Annotated in this window: 14 protein-coding genes; 6 read left to right on the top strand and 8 right to left on the bottom strand. The window is 43.0% G+C overall.

Annotated features, from left to right (window positions below; translation table 11 throughout):
• The first annotated feature begins 676 nt into the window (after window positions 1-676).
• Window positions 677-3,964 (top strand): SusC/RagA family TonB-linked outer membrane protein, encoded by a 3,288-nt coding sequence (locus ACVBDU_RS14090; protein ID WP_447180374.1) that lies wholly within the window; start codon window positions 677-679, stop codon window positions 3,962-3,964.
• Between the two features lie 26 nt (window positions 3,965-3,990).
• Entirely contained in the window at window positions 3,991-5,775 is a 1,785-nt protein-coding gene (locus ACVBDU_RS14085) for a RagB/SusD family nutrient uptake outer membrane protein (protein WP_447180373.1), read from the top strand.
• A gap of 106 nt (window positions 5,776-5,881) precedes the next feature.
• Here the strand turns inward: ACVBDU_RS14085 and ACVBDU_RS14080 are convergent, their stop codons facing one another.
• The 4 genes from ACVBDU_RS14080 to ACVBDU_RS14065 all read right to left on the bottom strand — a co-directional run bounded on the left by ACVBDU_RS14080 (window position 5,882) and on the right by ACVBDU_RS14065 (window position 15,460).
• Window positions 5,882-8,656 carry a PD-(D/E)XK nuclease family protein gene (locus ACVBDU_RS14080; protein WP_447180372.1) on the bottom strand — a complete coding sequence of 925 codons (2,775 nt, stop codon included), beginning with the start codon at window positions 8,654-8,656 and terminating at the stop codon, window positions 5,882-5,884.
• 140 nt (window positions 8,657-8,796) lie between these two features.
• Window positions 8,797-10,140, bottom strand: coding sequence for an OmpA family protein (locus tag ACVBDU_RS14075; protein ID WP_447180371.1), 1,344 nt, complete (start codon window positions 10,138-10,140; stop codon window positions 8,797-8,799).
• A gap of 113 nt (window positions 10,141-10,253) precedes the next feature.
• Window positions 10,254-11,447, bottom strand: a complete 1,194-nt coding sequence (gene kbl, locus ACVBDU_RS14070; RefSeq protein WP_447180370.1) for a glycine C-acetyltransferase — start codon at window positions 11,445-11,447, stop codon at window positions 10,254-10,256.
• A gap of 857 nt (window positions 11,448-12,304) precedes the next feature.
• Window positions 12,305-15,460 carry a UvrD-helicase domain-containing protein gene (locus ACVBDU_RS14065; RefSeq protein WP_447180369.1) on the bottom strand — a complete coding sequence of 1,052 codons (3,156 nt, stop codon included), beginning with the start codon at window positions 15,458-15,460 and terminating at the stop codon, window positions 12,305-12,307.
• 261 nt (window positions 15,461-15,721) lie between these two features.
• Here ACVBDU_RS14065 and ACVBDU_RS14060 point away from each other — a divergent pair, with 261 nt between their 5' ends.
• Complete coding sequence (locus ACVBDU_RS14060; RefSeq protein WP_447180368.1) at window positions 15,722-16,330, top strand: superoxide dismutase; 609 nt, start codon at window positions 15,722-15,724, stop codon at window positions 16,328-16,330.
• A gap of 301 nt (window positions 16,331-16,631) precedes the next feature.
• Here ACVBDU_RS14060 and ACVBDU_RS14055 read toward each other — a convergent pair whose 3' ends face one another.
• From ACVBDU_RS14055 to purN, 4 genes are all read right to left on the bottom strand, one after another.
• Complete coding sequence (locus ACVBDU_RS14055) at window positions 16,632-18,530, bottom strand: amidophosphoribosyltransferase (RefSeq protein ID WP_447180367.1); 1,899 nt, start codon at window positions 18,528-18,530, stop codon at window positions 16,632-16,634.
• Window positions 18,531-18,586: 56 nt separating this feature from the next.
• On the bottom strand, window positions 18,587-19,513 hold the full coding sequence (locus ACVBDU_RS14050) for a PfkB family carbohydrate kinase (RefSeq protein WP_447180366.1): 927 nt from the start codon (window positions 19,511-19,513) through the stop codon (window positions 18,587-18,589).
• A gap of 118 nt (window positions 19,514-19,631) precedes the next feature.
• Window positions 19,632-20,099, bottom strand: coding sequence for a ribonuclease HI (rnhA, locus tag ACVBDU_RS14045; RefSeq protein WP_447180365.1), 468 nt, complete (start codon window positions 20,097-20,099; stop codon window positions 19,632-19,634).
• A gap of 41 nt (window positions 20,100-20,140) precedes the next feature.
• Window positions 20,141-20,710, bottom strand: a complete 570-nt coding sequence (purN, locus tag ACVBDU_RS14040) for a phosphoribosylglycinamide formyltransferase (RefSeq protein WP_447180364.1) — start codon at window positions 20,708-20,710, stop codon at window positions 20,141-20,143.
• 265 nt (window positions 20,711-20,975) lie between these two features.
• On the opposite strand from purN, the gene ACVBDU_RS14035 reads away from it, so the two are divergent.
• The 3 genes from ACVBDU_RS14035 (at window position 20,976) to rnc (ending at window position 23,608) form a co-directional block, all read left to right on the top strand.
• The gene (locus ACVBDU_RS14035) at window positions 20,976-21,209 is read left to right on the top strand and encodes an acyl carrier protein (RefSeq protein WP_072316774.1); all 234 of its coding nucleotides are present in this window, start codon (window positions 20,976-20,978) and stop codon (window positions 21,207-21,209) included.
• A 400-nt stretch (window positions 21,210-21,609) separates the two neighbouring features.
• A complete protein-coding gene (gene fabF / locus ACVBDU_RS14030) occupies window positions 21,610-22,860 on the top strand; it encodes a beta-ketoacyl-ACP synthase II (protein ID WP_447180363.1) in 1,251 nt (416 codons plus the stop codon).
• A gap of 16 nt (window positions 22,861-22,876) precedes the next feature.
• Entirely contained in the window at window positions 22,877-23,608 is a 732-nt protein-coding gene (rnc, locus tag ACVBDU_RS14025) for a ribonuclease III (protein WP_447180362.1), read from the top strand.
• The last annotated feature ends 28 nt before the right edge of the window (window positions 23,609-23,636 follow it).

The following is a 23,636-nucleotide window of genomic DNA, read 5'->3' as shown; positions in this document are numbered from 1 at the left end:
ATCTTAACTCACTGGTATTTTTTCTGGCAGGCTATCATTTTCACTCCTCCCGGCTTCATGTAAGATATGGAGGAAATCTTCACGCCGTGTTCTTCCTGTCTTGAAGTGTGATGTTAACAGGCCCTAATTTGAAGGATATATTTCCGTACCTCGTATAAGTTTATTCTTAGGTAGTGAATACCTATTTTTCCTTTTTATAATACATAAATATTATGTCTGTTTTTGTAGTCCTGTTTTATGTCGTAAACCGGGTTAGACATACCGTTATTTCTTCTGATTGTATTAATTGTACAAATAATTAATAAAAAAATATAATTAGTGTCAATTATTTTGTCTTTATATTAGCAAATATTCTTTTAGTATTAAAAAATAAGTCGTTCATGAATAAAATCATGTCGTTGGTATAAATTTTTTTTAAGAAGAATTTAATAATCCTATTTTAAACTTTTCTTAGAAGCCGACCTTTTTCATAAAAAGAATATGTGTTTTTTATTCCTTCTTTTTATGAAGAAACAGCTTATACATGATATCGGAAAGACATCGGCTGAAATAATCTTTTTGTCAAATCAAAAGAATAAACAACGGATAATAATATTTAAGGGATTTCTGCCTCGTTGTTCGGACCGGTTTTGTGTATAGGGATGATCTGAATTAAACAACTAACAAACTTTACTTTATGAGAAAAAGAACCTTTGCGAAAGTTCGTATCACGTTGCAAAATACCATGTGTATTTTGCTTTTTTGTTGCGTATTCCTGGTGTCAGGAAGTGTTTTCGGTGCATCGCCGAAATCCGAAAAAGAGAAGAAATCTTCCGTGTTTTTGTCGGTAACCGGTAAGGTCACCTCAGAGGACGGTCAGCCCCTGGTAGGTGCCAGTGTGATGGAGAAGGGAACCACTAATGGTGTGGTTGCCGATTTTGACGGGAATTATGCTATAGAGGTAAGTAGTGATAATGCGATACTTGTGGTCTCCTATGTAGGATTTAAAACCCTCGAAGTGCCTGTAGACGGCAGGGAAGTAGTGGACGTATCGCTCCAGGAAGACCTTGCCCAGTTAGACGAAGTAGTTGTTGTGGGTTATGGAACACAGCGTAAACAAGACCTTACCGGGGCGGTGTCGGTAGTGAAAACGGATGAATTAACCCAACAACCAACTGCTGATGTCACCAATCAGCTTCAGGGACGGGTTTCCGGAGTTACAGTAACCGGAGGCGGCCAACCGGGAGAAGCTCCGCAAGTAAAAATACGTGGAGCCAATACATTTGGGAACAATACTCCTCTCTATGTTGTGGATGGAATTCCAACAGATGGCATCGGTGATATTAACCCCAACGATATTGAGACTATGCAAGTACTTAAGGACGCTTCTTCGGCCTCTATTTATGGTTCAAGAGCAGCAAATGGAGTTATCATTATCACCACAAAAAAGGGTAGAGGGAAGATGAAGGTCACGTATGACTCTTACTATGGAGTTCAAATGGTCCAAAAGGGTAACCCGTGGAATATTTTGAATTCGCAGGAAATGGCTGAGCTCAATTTTATTGCGCAGCGAAACACTAATCCGGAAGAATCGCCTAGCAGTGGTCAATATGGAAACGGTGCAAATCCTGTCTTACCAAACTATATTGCTCCTGTAGGAGCAAATTCGGTAGATGAATCTTTGTATTATGTCAACCCCAATTATACCAGCTCGGATGATTTGGATAGCTTTTATCGCATAGTAAGAGCTAACAAAAAAGGGACCAACTGGTTCCAGGAAATTTTTAGTCCGGCAAGTATTCAAAGTCATAATATGTCTGTAAGTAATGGTGATGAACAGGGAAGTTATCTTTTCTCTTTAAATTATTTTAACCAGGAAGGGACTTTAAAGAATACGTACTTAAAACGCTATACACTTAGGGCGAATTCAACGTATAATATTGGAGAAAACGTTCGTGTGGGTGAAAATATAAGCTTTACTATCAGGGATAATCCACAGGTAGATGCTTTAACCGAAGACAGTGCTATTGGGATGGCCTTTAGGCAACAGCCTATTATTCCTGTGCACGATATCATGGGTAATTACGCAGGCTCATTCGGTAGTGGTCTGGGGAATGCCAAAAATCCTGTTGCTATCATGGACCGTACCCGGCACAACCGCGGCGTTTCTACGAGGATATTCGGTAATATTTTTGCGGAAGCAGATTTTTTGAAACACTTTATCTTTAGGACCAGTTTTGGGGGACAATATTATACGAATAGCTTTAACTCTTTTCAATTTCCTGAATACGAAAATTCCGAGAACCTATCTGTAAATCAATATTCTGAGGCGGCGGCTACCAATTTCAATTGGACCTGGACCAATACTGTAAAATACCACAACTCCTTTAACGATATTCACAATGTAACAATTTTGCTAGGTACTGAAGCTTATCAAAACAAAGGACGTGAAGTCGGAGGTTCCAGACAAGGATATTTTTCTTTTGACCCGGATTATGTAACATTGGATACCGGTTCAGGGACACAGACAAATTATTCCTTTAAGTATGCGGATGCACTGGCGTCTTATTTCGGAAGGGTGGATTATAATTTTGACGATCGGTATTTGTTAAGCGCAACTATCCGCAGAGATGGATCGTCCAGGTTTTTAAATAATCAATACGGTTGGTTCCCTGCAGTTAGTGCAGGATGGAATGTCTCCAATGAGAATTTCTTTCCGGAAAAAAGTTGGTTAAATGATTTGAAAATACGTGGAGGTTATGGCGTTATGGGAAATCAGCTAAATGTAGACCCTTCGAACTCATTTACGACTTTTGGAGGAAATAACCGAACCTCTTTTTATGCGATTGGAGGCGGTAATTCGTCCATATCTGAAGGTTTTCAACAGTCCAGAATAGGAAATCCGCATGCAGTGTGGGAAAAAAATATCAATGCAAATATAGGTGTTGATGCCTCGTTGTTTAATAATACGGTTCAATTAACCGTAGATTATTACAGAAAGGATGTAAAAGATTTATTATACAATCCAAATCTTCCGGGTACAGTTGGTGCTGCTACTGTCCCTCATGTTAACGTGGCACAGATGACTAACGGTGGATTTGATATAGACCTCTCTACTTATTTTAGGCTGGGAGAAGACTTACGATTAAATACCTCGGTAACTCTTACTACATATAATAATGAAATCAAAAAAATTGCTGATGGAGTTCAATATTTCGATCTTGAAGGAAGACGTTTCAACGGGAGTTCTATTATTCGAAATGCCGTAGGGCGTTCCGTGAGCGAGTTCTTTGGGTACCAAATTGAAGGTTTTTGGAATTCCCAGGAGGAAATTAATGAGGCTAATGCGGCTGCCGTTTCTGCCACAGGGAATCCTAACGCAACTTATCAGAATGATGTTGCGGTAGGCAGGTTCCGTTATAAAGATATTAACGGAGATAATATTGTAGATGATAAAGACAGAACGTTTCTGGGAGATCCTAACCCGGACTTTACGTATGGTCTGAACATTGAACTGTTGTATAAAAGTTGGGATTTCAGTATGTTTATTTATGGATCGCAAGGTAATGACATATGGAATAATGTGCGTTGGTGGACGGACTTTTACAGCTCTTTTCAGGGAGCTAAGAGCCATACCGCATTGCATAATTCCTGGACGCCTCAAAACACTAATGCCAAGGCCCCTATACAGGAAACTACGGGATCATTTAGTGTGGCCAATGTGCCGAACTCGTATTTTGTGGAAGATGGCTCTTACTTGAGATGCCGTCAAATACAATTGGGCTATACCTTGCCATCCTCTTTGCTTGAAAAGATTCAATTGACAAAATTGAGATTGTATGCTCAAATGGTAAACCCTTTTACTATAACGTCTTATTCGGGGCTGGATCCGGAAATATCAGGAGAAAGTGTGAATTTTGGGATTGATGAAGGAGCCTACCCCAATCAAAGACAGCTATTATTCGGACTGAATGTAATATTCTAATTTATGAACTCTAAAAGATAAAATATATGAAACTTACGAAACAAATAAGATGTCTTTACTTTCCTGTTTTGACATTGGCAATACTGTTTTCCTGTGCTGATAGTTTTTTGGATCAGCCCGCTCTGGGAGCTCTAAGTGAAGATGTTGTGTCAGATCAGGCAGGAGTTGAAAAATTGTTAATTGGAGCTTATGCAGCTCTGGACGGACAGGGCGATGATGCGGCATTGGGAGGAGGTAATCCATGGGAAGCTGCACCGGATAACTGGATATATGGAGCGGTTGCGGGTGGTACCGCCAGCAAAGGAAGTTTCGGAGGAGATCAACCGGCAATTGATCCGATTGCTAAATTTTCATCCGATCCTTCGAACGGATTTTTTAATTCCAAATGGAAAGCTACTTATGAAGGTGTTGTGCGCTGTAATAATACTTTAAAACTCTTGGAAAAAGTAGATGATATTTCAGAAGAAGATAAAGAAAATATTATCGGCCAGGCCCGCTTTCTGAGAGGGCATTATTATTTTGAATTAAAGAAGATGTTCAACATGGTGCCCTGGATAGATGAGACTACCGAAAACCCTAAGCAACCCAACGACCAGGATATCTGGCCAATGATCGAAGCCGATTTTCTGTATGCTTATGAGAATCTTCCATCGACACAGGGGGAATTTGGCAGAGCTAATAAATGGGCCGCCGCCGCTTATCTCGGGAAAACCTATCTCTATCAGAAGAAGTTTGCCGAAGCCAAGGATATCTTTACGGAGACTATTAATTCTGGAGTGAACTCTGCAGGTGATAAATATGACCTGGTACCACTTTTCAAAAATAATTTTGATGCTGCTACTCAAAATAACTCGGAGACCGTATTTGATATTCAAATGGTAGCTAACGATGGAACCGGTAACATTACAAATTCTAACCAGGGTGGGAAGCTAAATTTTCCATATAACAGCCCTTTTCGTTGTTGCGGTTTTTTTCAACCTACACAAGATTTGGTGAACTCCTATAAAACTGATGCAAATACAGGTCTTCCGTATTTGGATAACTATAATCAGGATCCGGTTAAAAATGATATGGGAGTCTCTGCAGGTGCTGCTTTTACACCATATACGGGTTCCTTGGATCCAAGACTCGATTGGACTGTAGGACGTCGTGGTATTCCCTTCCACGATTGGGGTGATCATCCTGGGATTGAGTGGATAAGAGATCAGGCTTATGGAGGTCCTTATGCTCCTAAGAAAAATATTTACTGGCAAGCTACGCAGGATCAATATGCCGATCAAAGTTCCTGGGCCCCAGGGACAGCGATTAATGTTCATGTCATCCGGTTTGCAGATGTATTGCTAATGGCTGCAGAGAGCGAAGCACAGGCGGGAAGTCTCTCTACGGCTATGGAATATGTGAATCGGGTTCGGAGAAGAGCAGTTAATCCAAACGGTTTTCTGAAGGAATATATTAATGAAGATAATCCGATGGCAGGATTTGATGAAAGTACCAATGCAGCTAATTATAATATAGAAGAATATACATCTGCTCAATTCGGTTCTAAAGAAGATGCTTTGAAAGCTATCTATTTTGAAAGGAAACTGGAATTGGCCTTAGAAGGTCATCGATTCTTTGATTTGGTACGCTGGGGAATCGCGGAGGAGACGCTCAATGCATACTTTCGATATCAGGGAAGTATAACTACGGATATTCGCGGAGGCAGGTTCATCTCCGGAAAAAGCGAGTATTATCCGATTCCACAAGCTCAAATTGACTTAAGTGTAGATGAAACGGGACAACTGACATTAAAGCAAAACCCCGGATACTAAGCTTTTCATAAAATAATTTTCCTTTCTTATGCTAATAAACATCCTTCCCGACCATGGTCGGGGAGGATGTTTTTTTATTCCTTACCGGGAGGTGAGGGTTGATTTTTTAAACTCCTTCTTTTTCGGTAAAAGGTATTGCAGGGTCGCATATTTCACCGATTAATAGGTGGAGTTGTTCTGTAAAGTTCCGGAATGTTTCTTCGGTGATCGTATACTCTTTTTGGGATCCGGAGCCTTCTTTTTTGGCAAATTTCAGAAATCCCTTCCGGAGGTTTTTAAATGAAATAATGGCTGCTTCGGCAGGCAGGGAATACGAACTGTTACGGATAAGCATATACGAATAACACAATAGCTGGAAAGCTTTACTGTATTTGTAGTCGATGATGAGGTTTTCCCATTCGGCAAGCTCTACATCTGCCTGTTCAACCCTCCCGGTCTTATAATCGATAAAACAAAGAGCGCCGTTAGTTTCTTCTACACGGTCCACTTTTCCTTTCAGATATACCGGATAAGATATGCCGGGAACCTCTATTTTTACCCGGAGATTACTTTCAATTTCTATGATTTTTATGGAATTTCCGTCCCGGACCCGTTTTTCCTCTGTCTGCAGAAAATTTTTCAGGTATTGTTTGGCCACTTCATAGCTGAGCAGGTTTTTTCCGCGGCTAAAATCCCCGCCTTTGTATACTTCCCCGAATTTAAGGCCTATGAGGCCGTTTACTTTGCTTCGCATATCCTCTATGTGGTGTGTGGTCAGTATTTGTCCGGTAAGAGGCTTATAAAGGTCTTCAAGGGTATCGTGAATGATGGTCCCCAATGTGTTTGCGGCAATGGTTTCTTCTACTTCGTATTCATCACTGACTTTCAGTATAGACTGTTTGTAGAATTCCATAGGGTCCCGGATATAGTTGGTAAGGGAGGTCGGGGAGAAGCCTTTTTCAGCCATAATTCGTATGGCTTCCATAAGGGAGGGTGTTTTTTTAACAGGAGCCTGCGACCCGGGAAGGTTTCCTGCCTGTGGTATGGCAATATGTTCGCGGATAGTGTGATTTTCTTGTCGGAATGTTGTTAATTGCTGTATGAAGCGGCTTTTTTCTCCACCGTCAAAAGATCCGGAGTCGGAGTTGTAAAGAAGATAAACATTTTTGGCTCTTTGCAGAAGCCTGTAAAAATGGTATGCATATATGGCGTCTTTTTCTTTGTAAGTGGGCAGGCCGTAAGCTGTTTTAATATCAAAGGGAATAAAGGAGTTCCCGGATTTTCCCGAGGGAAGATCGCCTTCGTTCACCGAGGTCAGGATTACGGTTTCGTAATCGAGGTTCCGGCTTTCCAATACCCCCATCACCTGTAAACCTTCGAGGGGTTCTCCCTGGAAGTCTACCGTTTGCTGGAGAAGGAGCTCTCTATAAATTCCTGTTAAGGAATGGATAGATAGGGCTCTGTATTTTTCATGGAAAAAACGGATCTGGTTGAATATTTCATAAAAACGGTAAAGATATTCGAGGAATACCTGGTTTCCCTGTAGGGAATAAACTTCCTTTAGCCGCAGGGTCAGGGCACTGCATTTTTGAATGACATTATCTACGGTGGACGTGTTCCTGGAAAAAAACAGGAGTTCCGTTACCGGGACGATGTTTTCTCCGGCATCGGCAATTAGTTCGGAAAATGCTTTTTGCAGGTGTTCCTGCGTAACAAAGACAATGTTGTTGTCCTGGATGGTCCGGATAAATTCGGAAGCCAGATCGCGACCGTTATGAAAGAGCAGCGTTTTGGAAACCGGGTGAGATACCAGGTTCAGTACGTTTTGATAATACCACTTTCCCGACTGTTCGCTTTCGAGTGTCTGAAAAAAGGCATGGAACCAGGAAGCAATAGGGCTGTAAGCCAGGGGGAACCCACCGGTGATGTTCACTTCATTCATATTTTCGGGAATGGCATTCAGTACCGGGTTTAATAATTCTTCATTGCCCAGCACCACTGCTGTTCCTTCCAGTTCGCCCCCACTTTTAAGTTTCGAGAGAATGGAGTGGAGATACATGGCCTGTCCTGTTTTTCCCGGTATTCCTATGATCTCTATGTTCTTCGGTTCGGAAAAGTGCGTGTTAATATTTTTAAAGGGGTTTTTCTCATAGTATTTCCACTTCCTTTTGTATTGTCGCATAAAAAGACCTGCATCGTGCTCCGGATCTTCCATAAAGGTTTTATCGGTATCCCAGTATACTTCGGCACCGGCCGCAAGGAACTCCTGTAGTATGGCGGATTCGGCATTGTTTAATGCGTTAAAACCTATGAAGATATGTTTTCGGTGGTTATTGTGGTTTAAATAATGTTCTATATTTTCTATAGCTTCCCTGTAAATAAGCCCCTGGTAGCCGCATTGTCTGGCCAGCAGCTCTTCGCGAAGTGCGGTATAATACGTGCCCAGGGTTTTCCAGAATTCGATATATTGTTCCTGCAACGGGGTTTTTTGGTCGGAGAGGTACCAGTGGTCCAGTTCCTTGACGGAGGACAAATGGGAAAAAATATCTTCCGGTGCGATGAGATAACGATCTATCTCATTAAAATCCCGGAGCATGATCTGTGCCCACTTAGAAAAGTTATAGAAATCTTCCTGTTGTTCCTGTGGTGTGATTTTCTGATATACCGCGTAAAATTCGAATAGGAGCTGAATATTGGAAACAAGGCTCAGACCGGACAGTTCCTGTACAAAGTCTTCCACACTGTATATCTGCGGAGCAAATACGGTTCGGGTCATCCGGTTCTGTATTTCCCTTTTTAAAAACACCCCGGCTCTTTTTCCGGGTACCACGAAAGTTATATCGCTGATGTTTCCGTTTTCGGAAAGAATATTTTCCACGACTTCGGCCAGAAAGGTTTTCACACTTGTTGTTGTTTATGGTTATTGCAAAAACCTGCCGGATCCGACAGGTAGATTGATAATCTATTTTCAAAGTCTAAAAATAAAAAAATCCCGCCCTGAAAAATCAGGACGGGACTTTTTATTTGTCTAATCTGTTTAATTTACTCTTTTACCAGGTTTATTTCAACCCTTCTGTTTTCTTTTCTACCTGCTGCAGTAGCATTGGTAGCGATAGGCTTGTCTTTTCCAAATCCGATGGAAGACAACCTGGAAGGATTGATACCTTTTTCGGCCAGATATTTTCTTACGGACTCAGCTCTTTGCTCAGACAATCTCTGGTTTAAGGCAGCACTACCTGTGCTATCTGTGTGACCTTCTACAGTGAATTTCGAATTAGGATATTCGTTAAGTACACTGATTATCTGGTCCAGTACCTGGGCAGACTCACCTTTGATAGTAGCTTTTCCGGTGTCGAACAGAATGGTTTTGGCAAACTCGTTAAGTTTTTTCTGAACTTCTTCTGTTACTTCAGGACAACCGTTGTTAGCTACGGTACCGGCTACATCAGGACAAGCGTCGTCTTTGTCCGGTACACCATCACCGTCTCTGTCAGGACATCCGTTAAGAGATGCAGGGCCAGCTTCGTTCGGGCACTCATCATCTTTATCCGGGATACCGTCACCGTCAGAGTCAGGACATCCGTTAAGTTCTACCGGTCCGGGAGTGTCAGGGCAAGCGTCGTCTTTGTCCGGCACACCATCACCATCTCTGTCGGGGCATCCGTTAAGTTCGGCAGGGCCTGCTTCGTTAGGGCAAGCATCGTCTTTATCCGGGATACCGTCACCGTCAGAGTCAGGACATCCGTTAAATTCGGGAAGTCCGGCTACTTCTGGACACTCATCGTCTTTGTCATAGATACCATCGCCATCCGTATCTTGTCCGCCGAATTTTATAGCAATACCGGCGAGGTGTTGGAAATGAGGAGCAAGATAGTCCTCGAAAGAGTGCTTGTAACTGGATTGCAGGGTAAGACCGATATTGTCGGTAAACCATAGGTTGAAACCGACACCTCCGTTAAGAGTTCCGGCACCAATTTCATCAATCCAGGTATAACCTCCACCAACTTCGATGAACGGATCAAATACCTTTCCTTCTATGAAGTTGTATTTAACAGTTCCGTCCACGCCATAGTATGATAGATCATCTACATCTGTATCGCCCCATTTGTCGATTTTGTTAAGGGATCCCCTTGCGCCAACGGAAAATCCGTTACCTACGTAGCGGGAAACAGCTATAGTAGAAACAGAAGGGAGGATATTCCAGTGATCACTGACGTTGAAATACTCGTCAAGCCACTGTCCCATTCCGGGCTGATTGGTGGGGTAAACATCAACGGCGTTTGCACCAAAACTCACCTGCCATGGGTTGTTGGAATCTTGCGCCTGAACATTGCTAAACCCTATAAACAAGAGCGCAGCAACAAATAATTTGCTAAGATGTTTCATGTTCAATTATTTAAATTTTAAGTATTAATTAAGAGCAAATGTAAGCCGTTACGGCATATTAACAAAGATAAATATAGTAAATTTTTTGTTTTTATTAAGAAAATACAACGGTTTTAAATAACATTTAATTCCTTACCTACTTCCGTAAAAGCCTGAATGGCCTTGTCTAAATGTTGTTTTTCGTGTGCGGCCGACAATTGTACTCTTATTCTTGCTTTTCCTTTAGGAACTACCGGATAGAAGAATCCGATAACGTAAATCCCTTTTTCCAGGAGTTTATCCGCCATCACCTGGGATAGTTTGGCGTCGTAAAGCATTACGGGGACAATGGCAGAGTCGCCGTCTATAATATCAAAACCGGCTTCTTTCATTCCTTTTTTGAAATAACGGGTGTTTTCTTCCAGTTTGTCCCGGAGTTCGGTGTTTTCGGAGAGCATCTCAAAAACTTTGATGGAAGCGCCAACAATAGAAGGGGCAAGGGAATTGGAAAATAAATAAGGCCTGGACCGTTGGCGGAGTATTTCGATGATCTCTTTTTTACCCGTAGTGTATCCGCCCATAGCCCCGCCCAGTGCCTTGCCCAGGGTCCCGGTGATAATATCTATTTTACCCATGACGCCTTTTTCTTCAGGAGTCCCGCGCCCGGTTTCTCCTATAAATCCGGCAGCATGGCATTCGTCAATCATTACCATGGCATCGTATTTTTCGGCCAGGGCAGTAATCTTATCCAACGGGGCTACCAGGCCATCCATGGAAAAAACACCATCGGTAACCACGACCTTAAACCTCGCTCCGTCTTCGTTTGCCTGTTTTAACTTGGCTTCCAGATCCTCCATATTGTTGTTCTCATACCTGTAGCGCATAGCCTTGCACAAGCGTACGCCGTCTATAATAGAAGCGTGGTTCAGCGAATCGGAGATAATGGCGTCTTCGGCAGAAAGGAGGGGTTCGAATACGCCACCGTTTGCATCAAATGCCGCAGCGTATAAAATAGTGTCTTCCGTGCCGTAAAAATCGGCGATCTTCTTTTCGAGTTCTTTGTGGATATCCTGTGTGCCACAGATAAACCTTACCGACGACATTCCGAAGCCGTGTGTGTCCAGTGTGTCCTTTGCAGCCTGGATTACTTCCGGATGGGAGGAAAGCCCCAGGTAGTTATTGGCACAGAAATTAATAACCTCTTCACCGGTAGATATCTTTATGACCGCATCCTGCGGAGAAGTGATAATACGTTCTTTTTTATATAAGCCATTATCTTTAATGTCTTGTAATTCCTGTTGCAGGTGCTGTTTTATTTTTCCGTACATATTAATCTGTTTGTGTTTAGCAACAAAGGTAAATAAATGTTCAGAGACATGTGGACTCACTAAGTGAGATTTACAGGGCAAACGCATCATAATTGCGTAATTCTATGTTTAAGGTTTGTTGCCGGTTACCGGTTTGCCAGTTTCCGGGTTGTTGATTAGTACGGAGTTGGTTAGTTAGAGAATTGAAACGGGAAACCTTCCCTACAAAACTCCATCCCGATATATCGGGACTCCCAAACTTAGAACCCAATAGCTTCAATCTTTATCAGGTTCCTAGCGCAGTCGAAGGGCAATCTTCATCAATAACAACCAATCACCAACACCCCTCGTCTCCTTGTCACTTTGTCTCCCGGTGTCTCATCCCCTTCATCTGTCTTCCCTTATGCAATGCGTTTACCCTGGTGAGCTTTATGCCTGGTCCGGATAACTATCCCTCCGAGGGAGTTGACCTGGGGAACGGGATTCTCCATGTTTTTAATGTTGCCGGTGCGGGCATTGCACAAATTTTCTCCTGTTGCTCTCTGAAAAAAAGAAGGCCGTCCGAAATATCCGGACGACCCTCATGAGCACTGTGTTTACCACCCGGTATTCTCATACCGGATTACCCCAAAAATAAACGACAGTACCGGCCTGTTCAGGCCAGTTTTATTAGTAATCCCCTTTTGTGTAAACCAATTTTCGAAAAAATCTTCCGGGGGGATTTGTTAATTATACACCGGGAATAAGAATAGGTCCCAGGATAATTTCATTTTTTATTTCGGGGAATGTGTTTTATGGTCGCGGGAGATAAAACTCAAACAGTCTCCCGGAATCATAAAGGCGTTTGTAATATGGAAGTATTTTGTGGATTGACGTGTTTATCCCTGTACGGAGTAGATACGGATCTCGTCGTCTATAAACACGAGAAATGCTTCGGTGACGGTATAGCCCATTTCCGCAAGGATGTCCTGGTATTGTTGTAGTTGTTGTTCGTGCTTTTTGTCATAACTTCCTGTTTTGTAGTCCAGGATGGTGGCGTTGCCTTTTTCATCGATCGCTATCCTGTCCGGGCGCAGGGTTTCTCCCCGCACCGTAAAGATGTCTTTTTCGTTGAATATGGTGTAAACGGGAGTAAAGTATTTGCCGATCTGCTGGTGCGTGGTGACCGTTTGTAATTGTTCCAGGAATTTTGTTTCCTCCGCAGGAGGAATAGTGCCGCTCGTTACTGCTTCGCGGACTACATTTTCCACATCGGTTGTATATCGTATCCGGGCCAGGAGAGAGTGGTATATGTTCCCGGTTTCAATGGCTTTGTCAAGGCCGGCGCTCCACAGGGAGCCGGACCTGGTGATAATACGGAATTTTTGTCTTTCCGAAATGTTGGAAACATATGGGATATACGGTGTTTCCGGCAAAGATAGCGCCGGTGTGTGTTTTTGTAATCTGCCGGGGTCTTCGCCGGAAGGGAAGTTATAAATCGCTTTACCATCTTCCCAGTACCCTTCCGCTTTCAGAAAATGGATGAACAGGCCGGAAAAAGACCTGGTATTTTCTTTGCCGCTTTTATCCGTGTCCGTCTTACCGATAATATGGAGTTGTTCTATTGCCCGGGTAAGGGCTACGTAAAGGATGTTAAAACTATCCAGTTCCAGTTTGGCGTCGTATTCGGCTACCATCTCCGCACCGTATTCACCGAGGTGCTCCAGATCTTTATTTTTGGAGATCAGGGCATAGGGTATGCCAAAGGTGTCCTTGTTTACCGGGAACCAGACAAGCGGGTCGCGGTCCTCGTATATATTGGTCTCGGCAAAAGGGAAGATCACTACCGGGAACTGAAGTCCTTTGGATTTGTGAATGGTCATGATCTGAATGGCATCAATACCCTCGGGGGCCACGATGCCAAGAGTATCTTTTTTCTTTTCCCAATGGCTCAGGAATTCGGCAGGGCCGGCGTGATGACGATTTACCTGCTCCAGGACAATATCCAGGAAATATTGCAGGTAAGCATCGGAAGGATCGTTCAGGTTAAAGCTGGATATGGCATATTGTATGGCATCGTACAGGGAGCGTTGTAAAAAAATATCGGGGGAAAAGTTCCCTGCATTCCATACCGGGTACATGTCTTTCAGGCCGGAGCAGAGGTAGTGATGTTTGTCTTCCACATTTTCTTTTTCGGCCAGGAAGATGAGCAGCAGCAGGCGGATTTCCCTGTTTTCGGGCTGCAGAAAGTAATGCATCAAATGAATGAGAAACCGTATTTTCGGATGGTTTTTGAGTAAAAGGGATTCCGATGAAATAACCGGAATGCTGTTTTCCTGTAAATGACCTGCCAGTAGTGCTCCCTGGTCTTTTTTTCGCGTAAGGATGCAGATGTCGTTCAGTGCGTATCCCTGTTGCTTGAGTGTAGTTATTTTTTGTAAGGTTATTTCGCAGTACTCTTTGCGGATGTCCTGGCTTTCTTTGTCCAGGAAAGAGATATTTACCAGTCCGCCTTTCTTGGAATTGACCTCCTGATGGCTTTTGTTCTCATACAGGTCCCTGTATTCGGGGAAAGACAAATGTGCTGCGGTATGCCGGAAAAAGCGGTTGTTAAACCGGATGACCTCGTCAAAACTACGGTAATTTACAGGGAGAGGTTCCACCTTTGGTTTTACCTGGAAAGGTGTTTCCTCTTCGTTGTACAATTTTATGAACTGCTCGGCTTTACCACCGCGCCAGCGATAAATGGCCTGTTTGGCATCTCCTACCAGGAGGAGGGTGCCTCTTTTTCCGGTAATCGATTCCCCTTCAAGAGCATTGCCGATAAGTGGCTGGAGGTTTTTCCACTGCATTTCGGAAGTGTCCTGAAACTCATCTATAAAATAATGCCGGTACTTTTCTCCAAGGCGCTCATAGATAAATGGCGCAGGCTGATCCTTGATTACCCCCGCCAGGATACGGTTGAATTCGGAAATAGGCATCAGGTTTTCAGATTCTTTAATATAGTTTAGTTCCTGGTTGATGGCATTTAACAGGGAGAGCGGAATGAGCTTACTCCGGAAATTCCGTAAAAACTGGGTGTGGAAAAACAGTGTTCTTGTATTTTCAAAAAGAGACGCTATCTCCGGTTGCAATTGATCTATAATACTTGTCTTTTCCGGGTTTTTCTTTTCCGTAGCTTTGGTGTAAAGTGGTGCCGAAAGTATTTCTTCCTGCCATTTTTTCTTTTGGAAATCTATACTTTTTAACGCATTATCTTCTGCTTTCCGGAAAAAATTGGGGATGGAATTCCGGGTGAAGTCTTCGGGGACCAGCCCGTTGGTTTCCATTATCGTGAAGAATGTCCCTGCATTTCCGGCTAGTTGCTTTTCCTCTTCCCGTATCTGTTTTTTCAGGAGAGAGGCCAGGTCTTTCAGGTCGGCCAGGTTTTTGTTCTCCATTTCCCGGATGTGTTCGTAATGGTTTTCCTCTAAGAGGAGCTTTGCAATTTTTTTCAGGTCCAGGCTTATGTCCCAGCTTTTGTCGTCATCGGCTTTTTCCAGGGCGAAATCTACGAGTATCCTGGTTAGCAGTTCATCTTCCCCGGCTTTATATACAAGTCTGTCTACCGCTTCATTAAGCAAGGAAACGGTGTCTATGGCTACTTCAAAATTTACGGGCAGGTGAAGGTCGTGGGCAAAGGCCCGCAACAGGCGGTGATTGAACTTGTCAATGGTTGCTATATCGAAAAAGGCGTAATTGTGCAATATCCTTTTCAATACTTTCTTTGCTCTCAGGTGCAGGGTGGGGGCGTCAATGTTCAACTCTTCCCGGAGCTGGTCAAACATATCGGTTGGTGAAGACAGGATATTTTCGGATGCCATTTCCCGGAGACTGTTTATCACCCGCTCTTTCATTTCATTTACAGCCTTGTTGGTAAAGGTAATGGCAAGTATTTGTTTATACGTATCCGGATAATCGGATGCGAGTAACAGTTTCAGATATTCCCGGACCAGGGTAAAGGTCTTCCCGGAGCCTGCGGATGCATTGTATATTTGAAATGTAGTTGTGGACAAATCGTAATAATTGTAGTTATGGTTTTATGGCGGTGGCCTGAAAGGAAAACAAAGAGATCATTTGCGACTTCAATTTAAACGAACTTTAAGTTACTTTTTCCTTTTTTCCGGGTAAAAATCACCGGTTTACCCGATACGTGATTTCTATGGCAAAATAAGCAATCTTTATGAGTTCTTTACTATTTATTATTATGGATTGTTTAAGTTTATACTTAAATTTGTTACTTACAAGTATTAACTAATAATTTAAAATTTGATATCATGGCTTTTGAATTACCGAAATTACCGTATGCTTATGACGCTTTAGAGCCTCATATTGATGCACGTACAATGGAGATACATCATACGAAACACCATAACGGGTACACTGCAAACCTGAATAAAGCGATAGAGGGAACAAATCTGGAAGGGAAATCTATCGAAGATATCCTTGCCGGATTGGATATGGGAAATGCGGCTGTCCGGAATAACGGCGGCGGGTTTTATAACCACAGCCTGTTCTGGCAGACCATGTCTCCTAACGGAGGAGGAGCTCCTTCCGGAGAACTTGCTGCGGCAATAGATGCTGCCTTTGGTTCTTTCGATGCTTTTAAAGATGCGTTTTCGAAAGCGGCCGCTACACGATTTGGTTCCGGATGGGCCTGGCTTTGTGTACATAAAGGAGGTAAAGTGGAAGTTTGTTCTTCTGCGAACCAGGATAACCCGTTAATGCCCGAAATAGGTTGTGGCGGAACTCCTATTCTTGGACTGGATGTATGGGAGCATGCGTATTACCTGAACTATCAGAACAGGAGACCGGATTATATCACCGCGTTTTTTAATGTGATAAACTGGGATAAAGTATCTGAGCTTTACGCAGCCAATAAATAATTACCGGCAACGGGATAATGATATGAAAAGCGGGGTTTCTGATCCCGCTTTTTTTATGCGGAATAGTTATGAGATTTTTTTAGGGTCCAAAATAAGGGACAGGTAAATATAAAGCATAAAAAAAGGCGGAGTAGAACTCCACCTTTTTGCCCCAAATCTTACCATGAACTTAACCTACTTATGCTATGGTGATTCAAATGTATGTCGGGAAATCTCCCCTGTAAAATTAATTCGATGAATTGCACATAAATCCGATAAAGAGAACGTTATTTAAAAGTTATTTTTCGGTTGTGTATTATAGCTAATAAGCGCGCTCTTTGCTGCCCTCGTAAAAATTGATAAATGCCCGGTTTACTACCCGGTTACCACCGGGTGTGGGGTAGTTTCCGGTAAAGTACCAGTCTCCCAGATTTTCGGGGCATGCCTTGTGGAGGTTTTCCACAGACTGGAAGATGATCTTTACTTCGGCGCGGATATCATCCGTACAAAGGAGCTGTGATATTTTTTCGGAAACCTCTTCGTCGGTAAACGGATCGTATAGCTGTTGTACCGCATTTTTTACATCGGTATCCGGATAGCCTACCTGTTCCTTGCATTCCCGGTATATCTTTTCTACGACATCGTAAGTGTCTTTTTCCTTATGTAATTCGAGAGCTGCACGGAAGGCGACAAGATCTTCCAGCCTTGCCATATCTATGCCGTAGCAATCCGGATATCGTATTTGTGGTGCCGAAGATACTACAACGATCGATTTCGGGTTCAAACGGTCCATCATCCGGATAATGCTTTTTTTCAGGGTAGTGCCCCTTACAATGCTGTCGTCAATGATCACCAGGTTATCTTCCGGTTTTATAACCCCGTAAGTAACGTCGTAAACGTGTGCAACCAGGTCGTCCCGGCTGCTGTCTTCCGTAATGAAAGTGCGGAGTTTTACGTCTTTAATGGCTATTTTTTCCGTCCGCAGTCTTCTGGATAATATTTCGGTGAGACGGTCGTCTGTCAGGGTTTCTTTTTCTTCCAGTATCTGCCTGTTCTTTTCTTTGTTCAGTTCGTCCTGGGCGGCTTCTACCAGTCCGTAGAAAGAAGTTTCTGCAGTATTGGGTATATAGGAAAAAACCGTATTGGTGGTGTCTTTATCAATGGCATCGAGTACCTTGGGCATCAGTAACCTTCCGAGGTCTTTGCGTTCCTTGTATATTTCCGCATCACTTCCACGGGAAAAGTATATTCTTTCGAAAGAGCATGCTTTCCGTTCCAGCGGATTGAGTATTTTTTTGTGAGCTACCTTTCCGTCAGCCTTCATAATAACCGCATGTCCCGGGTTTATTTCCTCTACCTTCTCAAAAGGCACATTAAACACGGTCTGGATTACCGGGCGTTCCGACGCGATAACCACGATTTCGTCATCGTGGTAGTAGTATGCGGGACGTATACCGGCAGGGTCGCGCAATACAAAGGCATCACCGTGACCCAGTAATCCTGCCATGGCATATCCGCCATCCCAGTTTTTAGCGGACTTCCGGAGTATCTTGGCTACACTGAGCCTTTCCGCGATGAGCGGAGAAGCCTCCATTTTACTGTAACCTTCGTTTTTTATTTCTTTGTAGAGTTTCGCTACCGCATCATCCAGGAAGTGACCGATCTTTTCCATAACTGTTATGGTATCTGCCTTTTCTTTCGGATGTTGTCCAAGGCGGATAAGGTTGTCAAAGAGTTCATTGACGTTGGTCATATTAAAATTTCCGGCGACAATAAGGTTGCGATGTTTCCAGTTATTCTGACGCAGTAAAGGCTGTACGTTCTCAATGCTGTTTTTGCCGTAAGTACCGTACCGGACGTGACCCAGGAGCAGTTCGCCGAGGTAAGGGATGTGTTTTTTTTGCAGTTGCACATCATCTTCATATTCCGGATGATCTTTCAGGGTGCTGTTTATCCGGCTGTTTATCTGGGAAAAAATATCCTGTATGGGTTGCGACTGATTGGATCGTACCCTGCTTATGTATCTTTCTCCGGGATTCACATCCAGTTTTATGCTGGCAAACCCGGCGCCATCCTGTCCGCGATTGTGCTGCTTTTCCATCATCAGGTACATCTTGTTAACTCCGTAGAATGCACTACCGTATTTTTCCTTGTAGTATTCGAGAGGTTTCAAGAGTCTTATTACGGCAATACCGCATTCGTGTTTAATAGCGTCGCTCATCGGTGTTGTTGTGTTTGTATGAACTAAAAAGGCCCTGAAAATTCAGGGCGCGATATTTATGTTAATTCTATTTCGAACTGTGTTAATTCTTTAAACTGCAGGAGGCGCTGCTGTATTTCGCTTTTCGATAGTTTTTGCATTCGTTCCGTCCCGAATTTCTCTACGCAGAAAGAAGCGAGATTAGATCCGTAGATCACGGCATTTTTCATGTTTTCGAAAGAGGTGTCTTCTGTCGCGGCAATATAGCCGGAAAAAGCTCCGGCAAAAGTGTCTCCGGCACCTGTGGGGTCAAAGACTTCTTCCAGCGGAAGTGCGGGAGCAAAGAAAACATTGTCTTTGTGGAATAACAGGGCGCCGTGTTCTCCTTTTTTAATTACAATGTATTCTGGTCCCATTTCCTTTATTTTTTGTGCTGCTTTTACCAGGGAATACTCGTTGGTAAGCTGGCGGGCTTCTTCGTCGTTGATCGTAATGACGTCTACTTTGGATATGACCTGCATGAGTTCTTCCCAGGTATTGTTCATCCAGAAGTTCATGGTGTCCAGAACAATAAGTCTCGGCTTTTTTGCCATTTGTTCTATAACCCCCAGTTGTGTGCTGGGATGCAGGTTGCCCAGCATTACCACGTCCGCATCTTTGTAGTTTTCCGGAACAACAGGGTTGAAGTCTCCGAGTACGTTGAGCTGTGTTTCAATAGTATCCCTGGAGTTGAGATCATTATGGTATTTGCCACTCCAGAAAAAGGTTTTACCGCCTTTTACTATTTCTATGGCCGATATATCAATGTTCCTGTCTTGTAACAGAGATAAATATTTTTCCGGAAAGTCTTCACCGACTATAGATACAATAGCTATGTCGATGTTGAATTGGGAAGCGGCCAAACCGATATAGGGAGCTGCGCCGCCGAGAATTTTGTCTGTTTTACCAAAAGGTGTCTCTATAGCATCAAAAGCCATGCTACCCACCGCTAACAGTTTGCCCATGCTGAAATTTTTTGCAAACTTACGCAATTTTATTGCTTTCAGAAAACGGCCAGTCTTTTTATTGGTACGGTTAAAAAAACAGGTTGGCTTTGACAGAACGGAAAATTCAGAGAAAATCCTATCCTTCCATAAATCCGCGATCCGTAGCCAGTTTGCTCTGTTTGGATGCTTCCACGGCAAGGGCATCACAGCGCTCGTTCTGCGGGTGGTTGTTATGGCCTTTTATCCAGTGAAAACGCACCTTATGCCTGCGGTATTCTTTGAGGAATTCTGTCCAGAGGTCCGCATTTTTCTTTCCTTTAAAGTAATTGCGTTCCCAGTTGAAAACCCATTTTTTTTCGACGGCGTCAGCAACATACTTCGAATCGGTAAATACTTTTACGTTCGTATTCGGATGTTTCAGTTTTTTCAGGGCTACGATGACCGCCAGCAGTTCCATCCGGTTATTGGTAGTGTGTTTGAAGCCCTGTGAAAATTCCTTGACATATTTTTTTCCTGCCCATTCCATTACAATTCCGTAGCCGCCCGGACCGGGATTTCCACGGGCCGCGCCATCCGTATATATATGTACGTCAAAAGTATTCACAGGTAAAAGTGTTTAGTGTGTTGTAAAATGATTAGATGTTTTTATCCCTTTGCCAGAAGCTTTTCGATTACTTCAGGAAAGTGCTTATATTCCAGCTCATGAATTTTATGTGCTACATCTTCAGGGCTGTCGGATGATAATATGGCAGTTTCGGCCTGAAAAATAACGGCGCCTTCGTCATAGTTCTCATTGACGTAATGTATAGTAATACCGCTTTCGGTTTCCCGGTTATCGGTTACCGCCCGGTGAACATTCATCCCATACATGCCCTTACCTCCATATTTTGGGAGTAATGCCGGGTGTATGTTAATGACTCTGTCCGGGAATGCCCGAAGAATGTTTTCTGGAAATTTCCACAGGAAGCCTGCAAGCACAATAAGATCCGGCCCGATGTTTTCCAGCAGGTTTAGGATGATGTCGGAACGATAAAGGGCTTTCCGGTTGAAATAAAGTGCGTCGATATCGTATTTGTCTGCCCGGTCCAGTACTCCTGCATTTCTTTTGTTAGAAAGGACCAGGACCACCCGGGTATTTTCGCTATCCGAGAAATAACGTATAATATTTTCCGCATTGGTGCCGGAGCCCGAAGCGAATATGACAATTTTTTTCACCGATACTTGCTTTTACGGGGCGAACGGATGTTTGTTAAAGGTTGGGAAAAACAGTTTTTTCCAGACTTTTCTCAGCATGTACTATCGTCGTCCGCGCCCCTGTTTATCGGAGCAAAAGAAAGAATAATTATTAAGAATTAGAAATTAAAAGTAAATTCGGTATCTTATTTTTTATTAAATTACAGCCACATTTTGGAACTTAAATGTTGTTTTCAACCAAAGTTTTTTATTTTTGCCAACAATTTAAATTTAAAAACTAAAGATTATGTCAGACATTGCATCAAGAGTAAAAGCGATTATCGTAGACAAATTAGGTGTTGATGAAAATGAAGTTGTGCCAGAAGCTAGCTTCACAAACGATCTCGGCGCGGACTCCTTAGACACTGTGGAATTAATCATGGAGTTTGAAAAAGAATTCGATATCCAGATTCCTGATGACCAGGCAGAAAATATCGCTACGGTAGAGCAGGCTATAAAATACATCGAAGAAGCAAAATAAGGAAGAATATTATATGCAATGAGTACAGATAGAATGCTTAATTTTGTTTAAGCATTCTATTTTGTGCAGGATATATTGTATTCAATTATCTACACGTATTCGGGCTATGTCTGATGGACCCGGACTAGACAAAGAAGTAAGGTATAGAGGAGATATCTGAAATATCTCCTTCTTTTTCCTTACGTTCGGGTAAAGTTTTGCAAGGTTGAAAAGCTAGTTATTCCCCCAGATCGTATTCTTTTGTTCCATACTTGTCTATGATGCTATGGGAACGATCGGTGGCGGGAAGCGGATAGAGTGGTCGTTATCGAAACTGGTGTAACAATGCCCGGAGGTATATCTTCCGGAAACGAGGTTCGTAACGTATACATTAAAAACAGTATGGACTAAATTTATTCGAATGAAACTAAAGCGAGTTGTTGTCACAGGATTAGGAGCTTTGACCCCAATAGGTAATACTGTGCAGGAATATTGGGAAGGCTTAAGAAACGGCGTGAGCGGTGCTGCTCCCATAACTCATTTTGATGCTTCTAAGTTCAAAACACAATTTGCTTGTGAGGTTAAAAATTTCAACGTTACCGATTTTATAGACCGGAAAGAAGCGAGAAGACTGGATAAGTTCTCACAGTATGCCATAGTGGCTTCGGATGAAGCAATTGCGGATTCGGGGATAGAACTGGATAAGATCAATAAAGAAAGAGTTGGTGTTGTCTGGGGTGCCGGTATTGGCGGACTCGAAACTTTCCAGGAAGAAGTGCTGAATTTTGGAAAAGGAGACGGAACACCGAGATTCAATCCTTTCTTTATCCCAAAAATGATAGCGGATATGGCCCCCGGGCTTATTTCTATCAAACACGGATTTATGGGGCCTAATTACACGACGGTATCGGCATGTGCTTCTTCGGCAAATGCCATGATAGATGCTCTCAACTACATTCGCCTCGGTTATGCCGATGTTATTGTATCCGGAGGATCCGAAGCGGCGGTTGCGGCTGCCGGAATGGGAGGGTTTAATGCCATGCATGCGTTATCTACCCGTAATGAAGATCCTAAAACAGCCTCCAGGCCTTTTGATAAGAACCGGGATGGTTTTGTTCTCGGTGAAGGAGCCGGAGCATTGATCCTCGAAGAGTATGAGCACGCCAAAGCACGTGGCGCTAAAATATATGCGGAATTAATAGGCGGCGGGCTTTCCGCAGACGCTTATCATATGACCGCGCCACATCCGGACGGAACAGGAGTAAAAGCCGTAATGAAAAACTGCCTGGAGAACGCCGGATTGAAACCCGAAGATGTGGATGCCATAAACACGCACGGAACATCAACACCTCTGGGAGATGTAGCCGAACTCAAGGCTATTACCGAAGTGTTCGGAGAACATGCCAAAAATATTAATATAAATTCTACGAAGTCCATGACCGGACATTTGCTGGGCGCCGCTGGAGCAGTAGAAGCTATTGCTTCCATCCTGGCCATTCAGCATAAGCTGGTGCCACCGACAATAAACCACAGTACTCCTGATGAAAAGATCTCTCCGGAACTCAACCTTACCCTTAATAAGGCCCAGGAAAGAGATATCAAGATCGCTATGAGTAATACTTTTGGTTTTGGCGGGCATAATGCCTGTGTAGTGTTCAAGAGACTGGATTAGTATAGGCCGATATTGAATGAAAATTGTTCAGAACATATTAAATTCCCGCTCCGATGAAGACGGGAATTTTTTTTTAATACTTAAGAAAATCCTGGGTTTTAATCCCAGGCATCTGGACATATACAAGAAAGCGTTCACACATAGGTCTGCCAATAAAAGAGACAGCCAGGGTAATCCTGTTAACTACGAACGTCTCGAGTTCTTGGGCGATACTATGCTGAGCACTATCATATCTTACCATCTCTTCAAAGAAGTCCCCTCGGGAGACGAAGGATATCTCACTAAGATGCGGTCCAAAGTGGTGAGCAGGGAACACCTGAACGAACTGGGAAAAGACCTGAGCCTGATTACTTATGTAGATTCCAAAATATCAAAAGATAGCTTCGGAGAGAATATTCACGGTAATCTGTTCGAAGCATTACTGGGCGCCATATACCTGGACAGAGGTTATAAATACTGTGAAAAATTTATTTACCGAAAAGTTATAGAACCCTATGTAGACATAGAACGACTGGAAGGTAAAATAATAAGTTATAAGAGTTTTATTATCGAATGGTGCCAGAAGAAGAAGAATACATTTCGCTATGAAGTTTATGAAGATAGCGGAAACGAATCGATCAAACATTTCTCGGTAAAGTTGTTTATAGACGGAAAGGTGATATCCAAAGGAAGGGCAACATCCAAGAAGAAGGCGGAAGAGCAGGCTTCGAAAAGAGCATATTATGCATTACAGGATAAAATGCAGTAAACGAAATCGTTTTCGTACTTTAAATTAT

Source organism: Sinomicrobium endophyticum (genome assembly GCF_052983315.1).
Note: the sequence above shows the minus strand (reverse complement) of the source record. Positions and strands in the feature narration are given on the sequence as shown.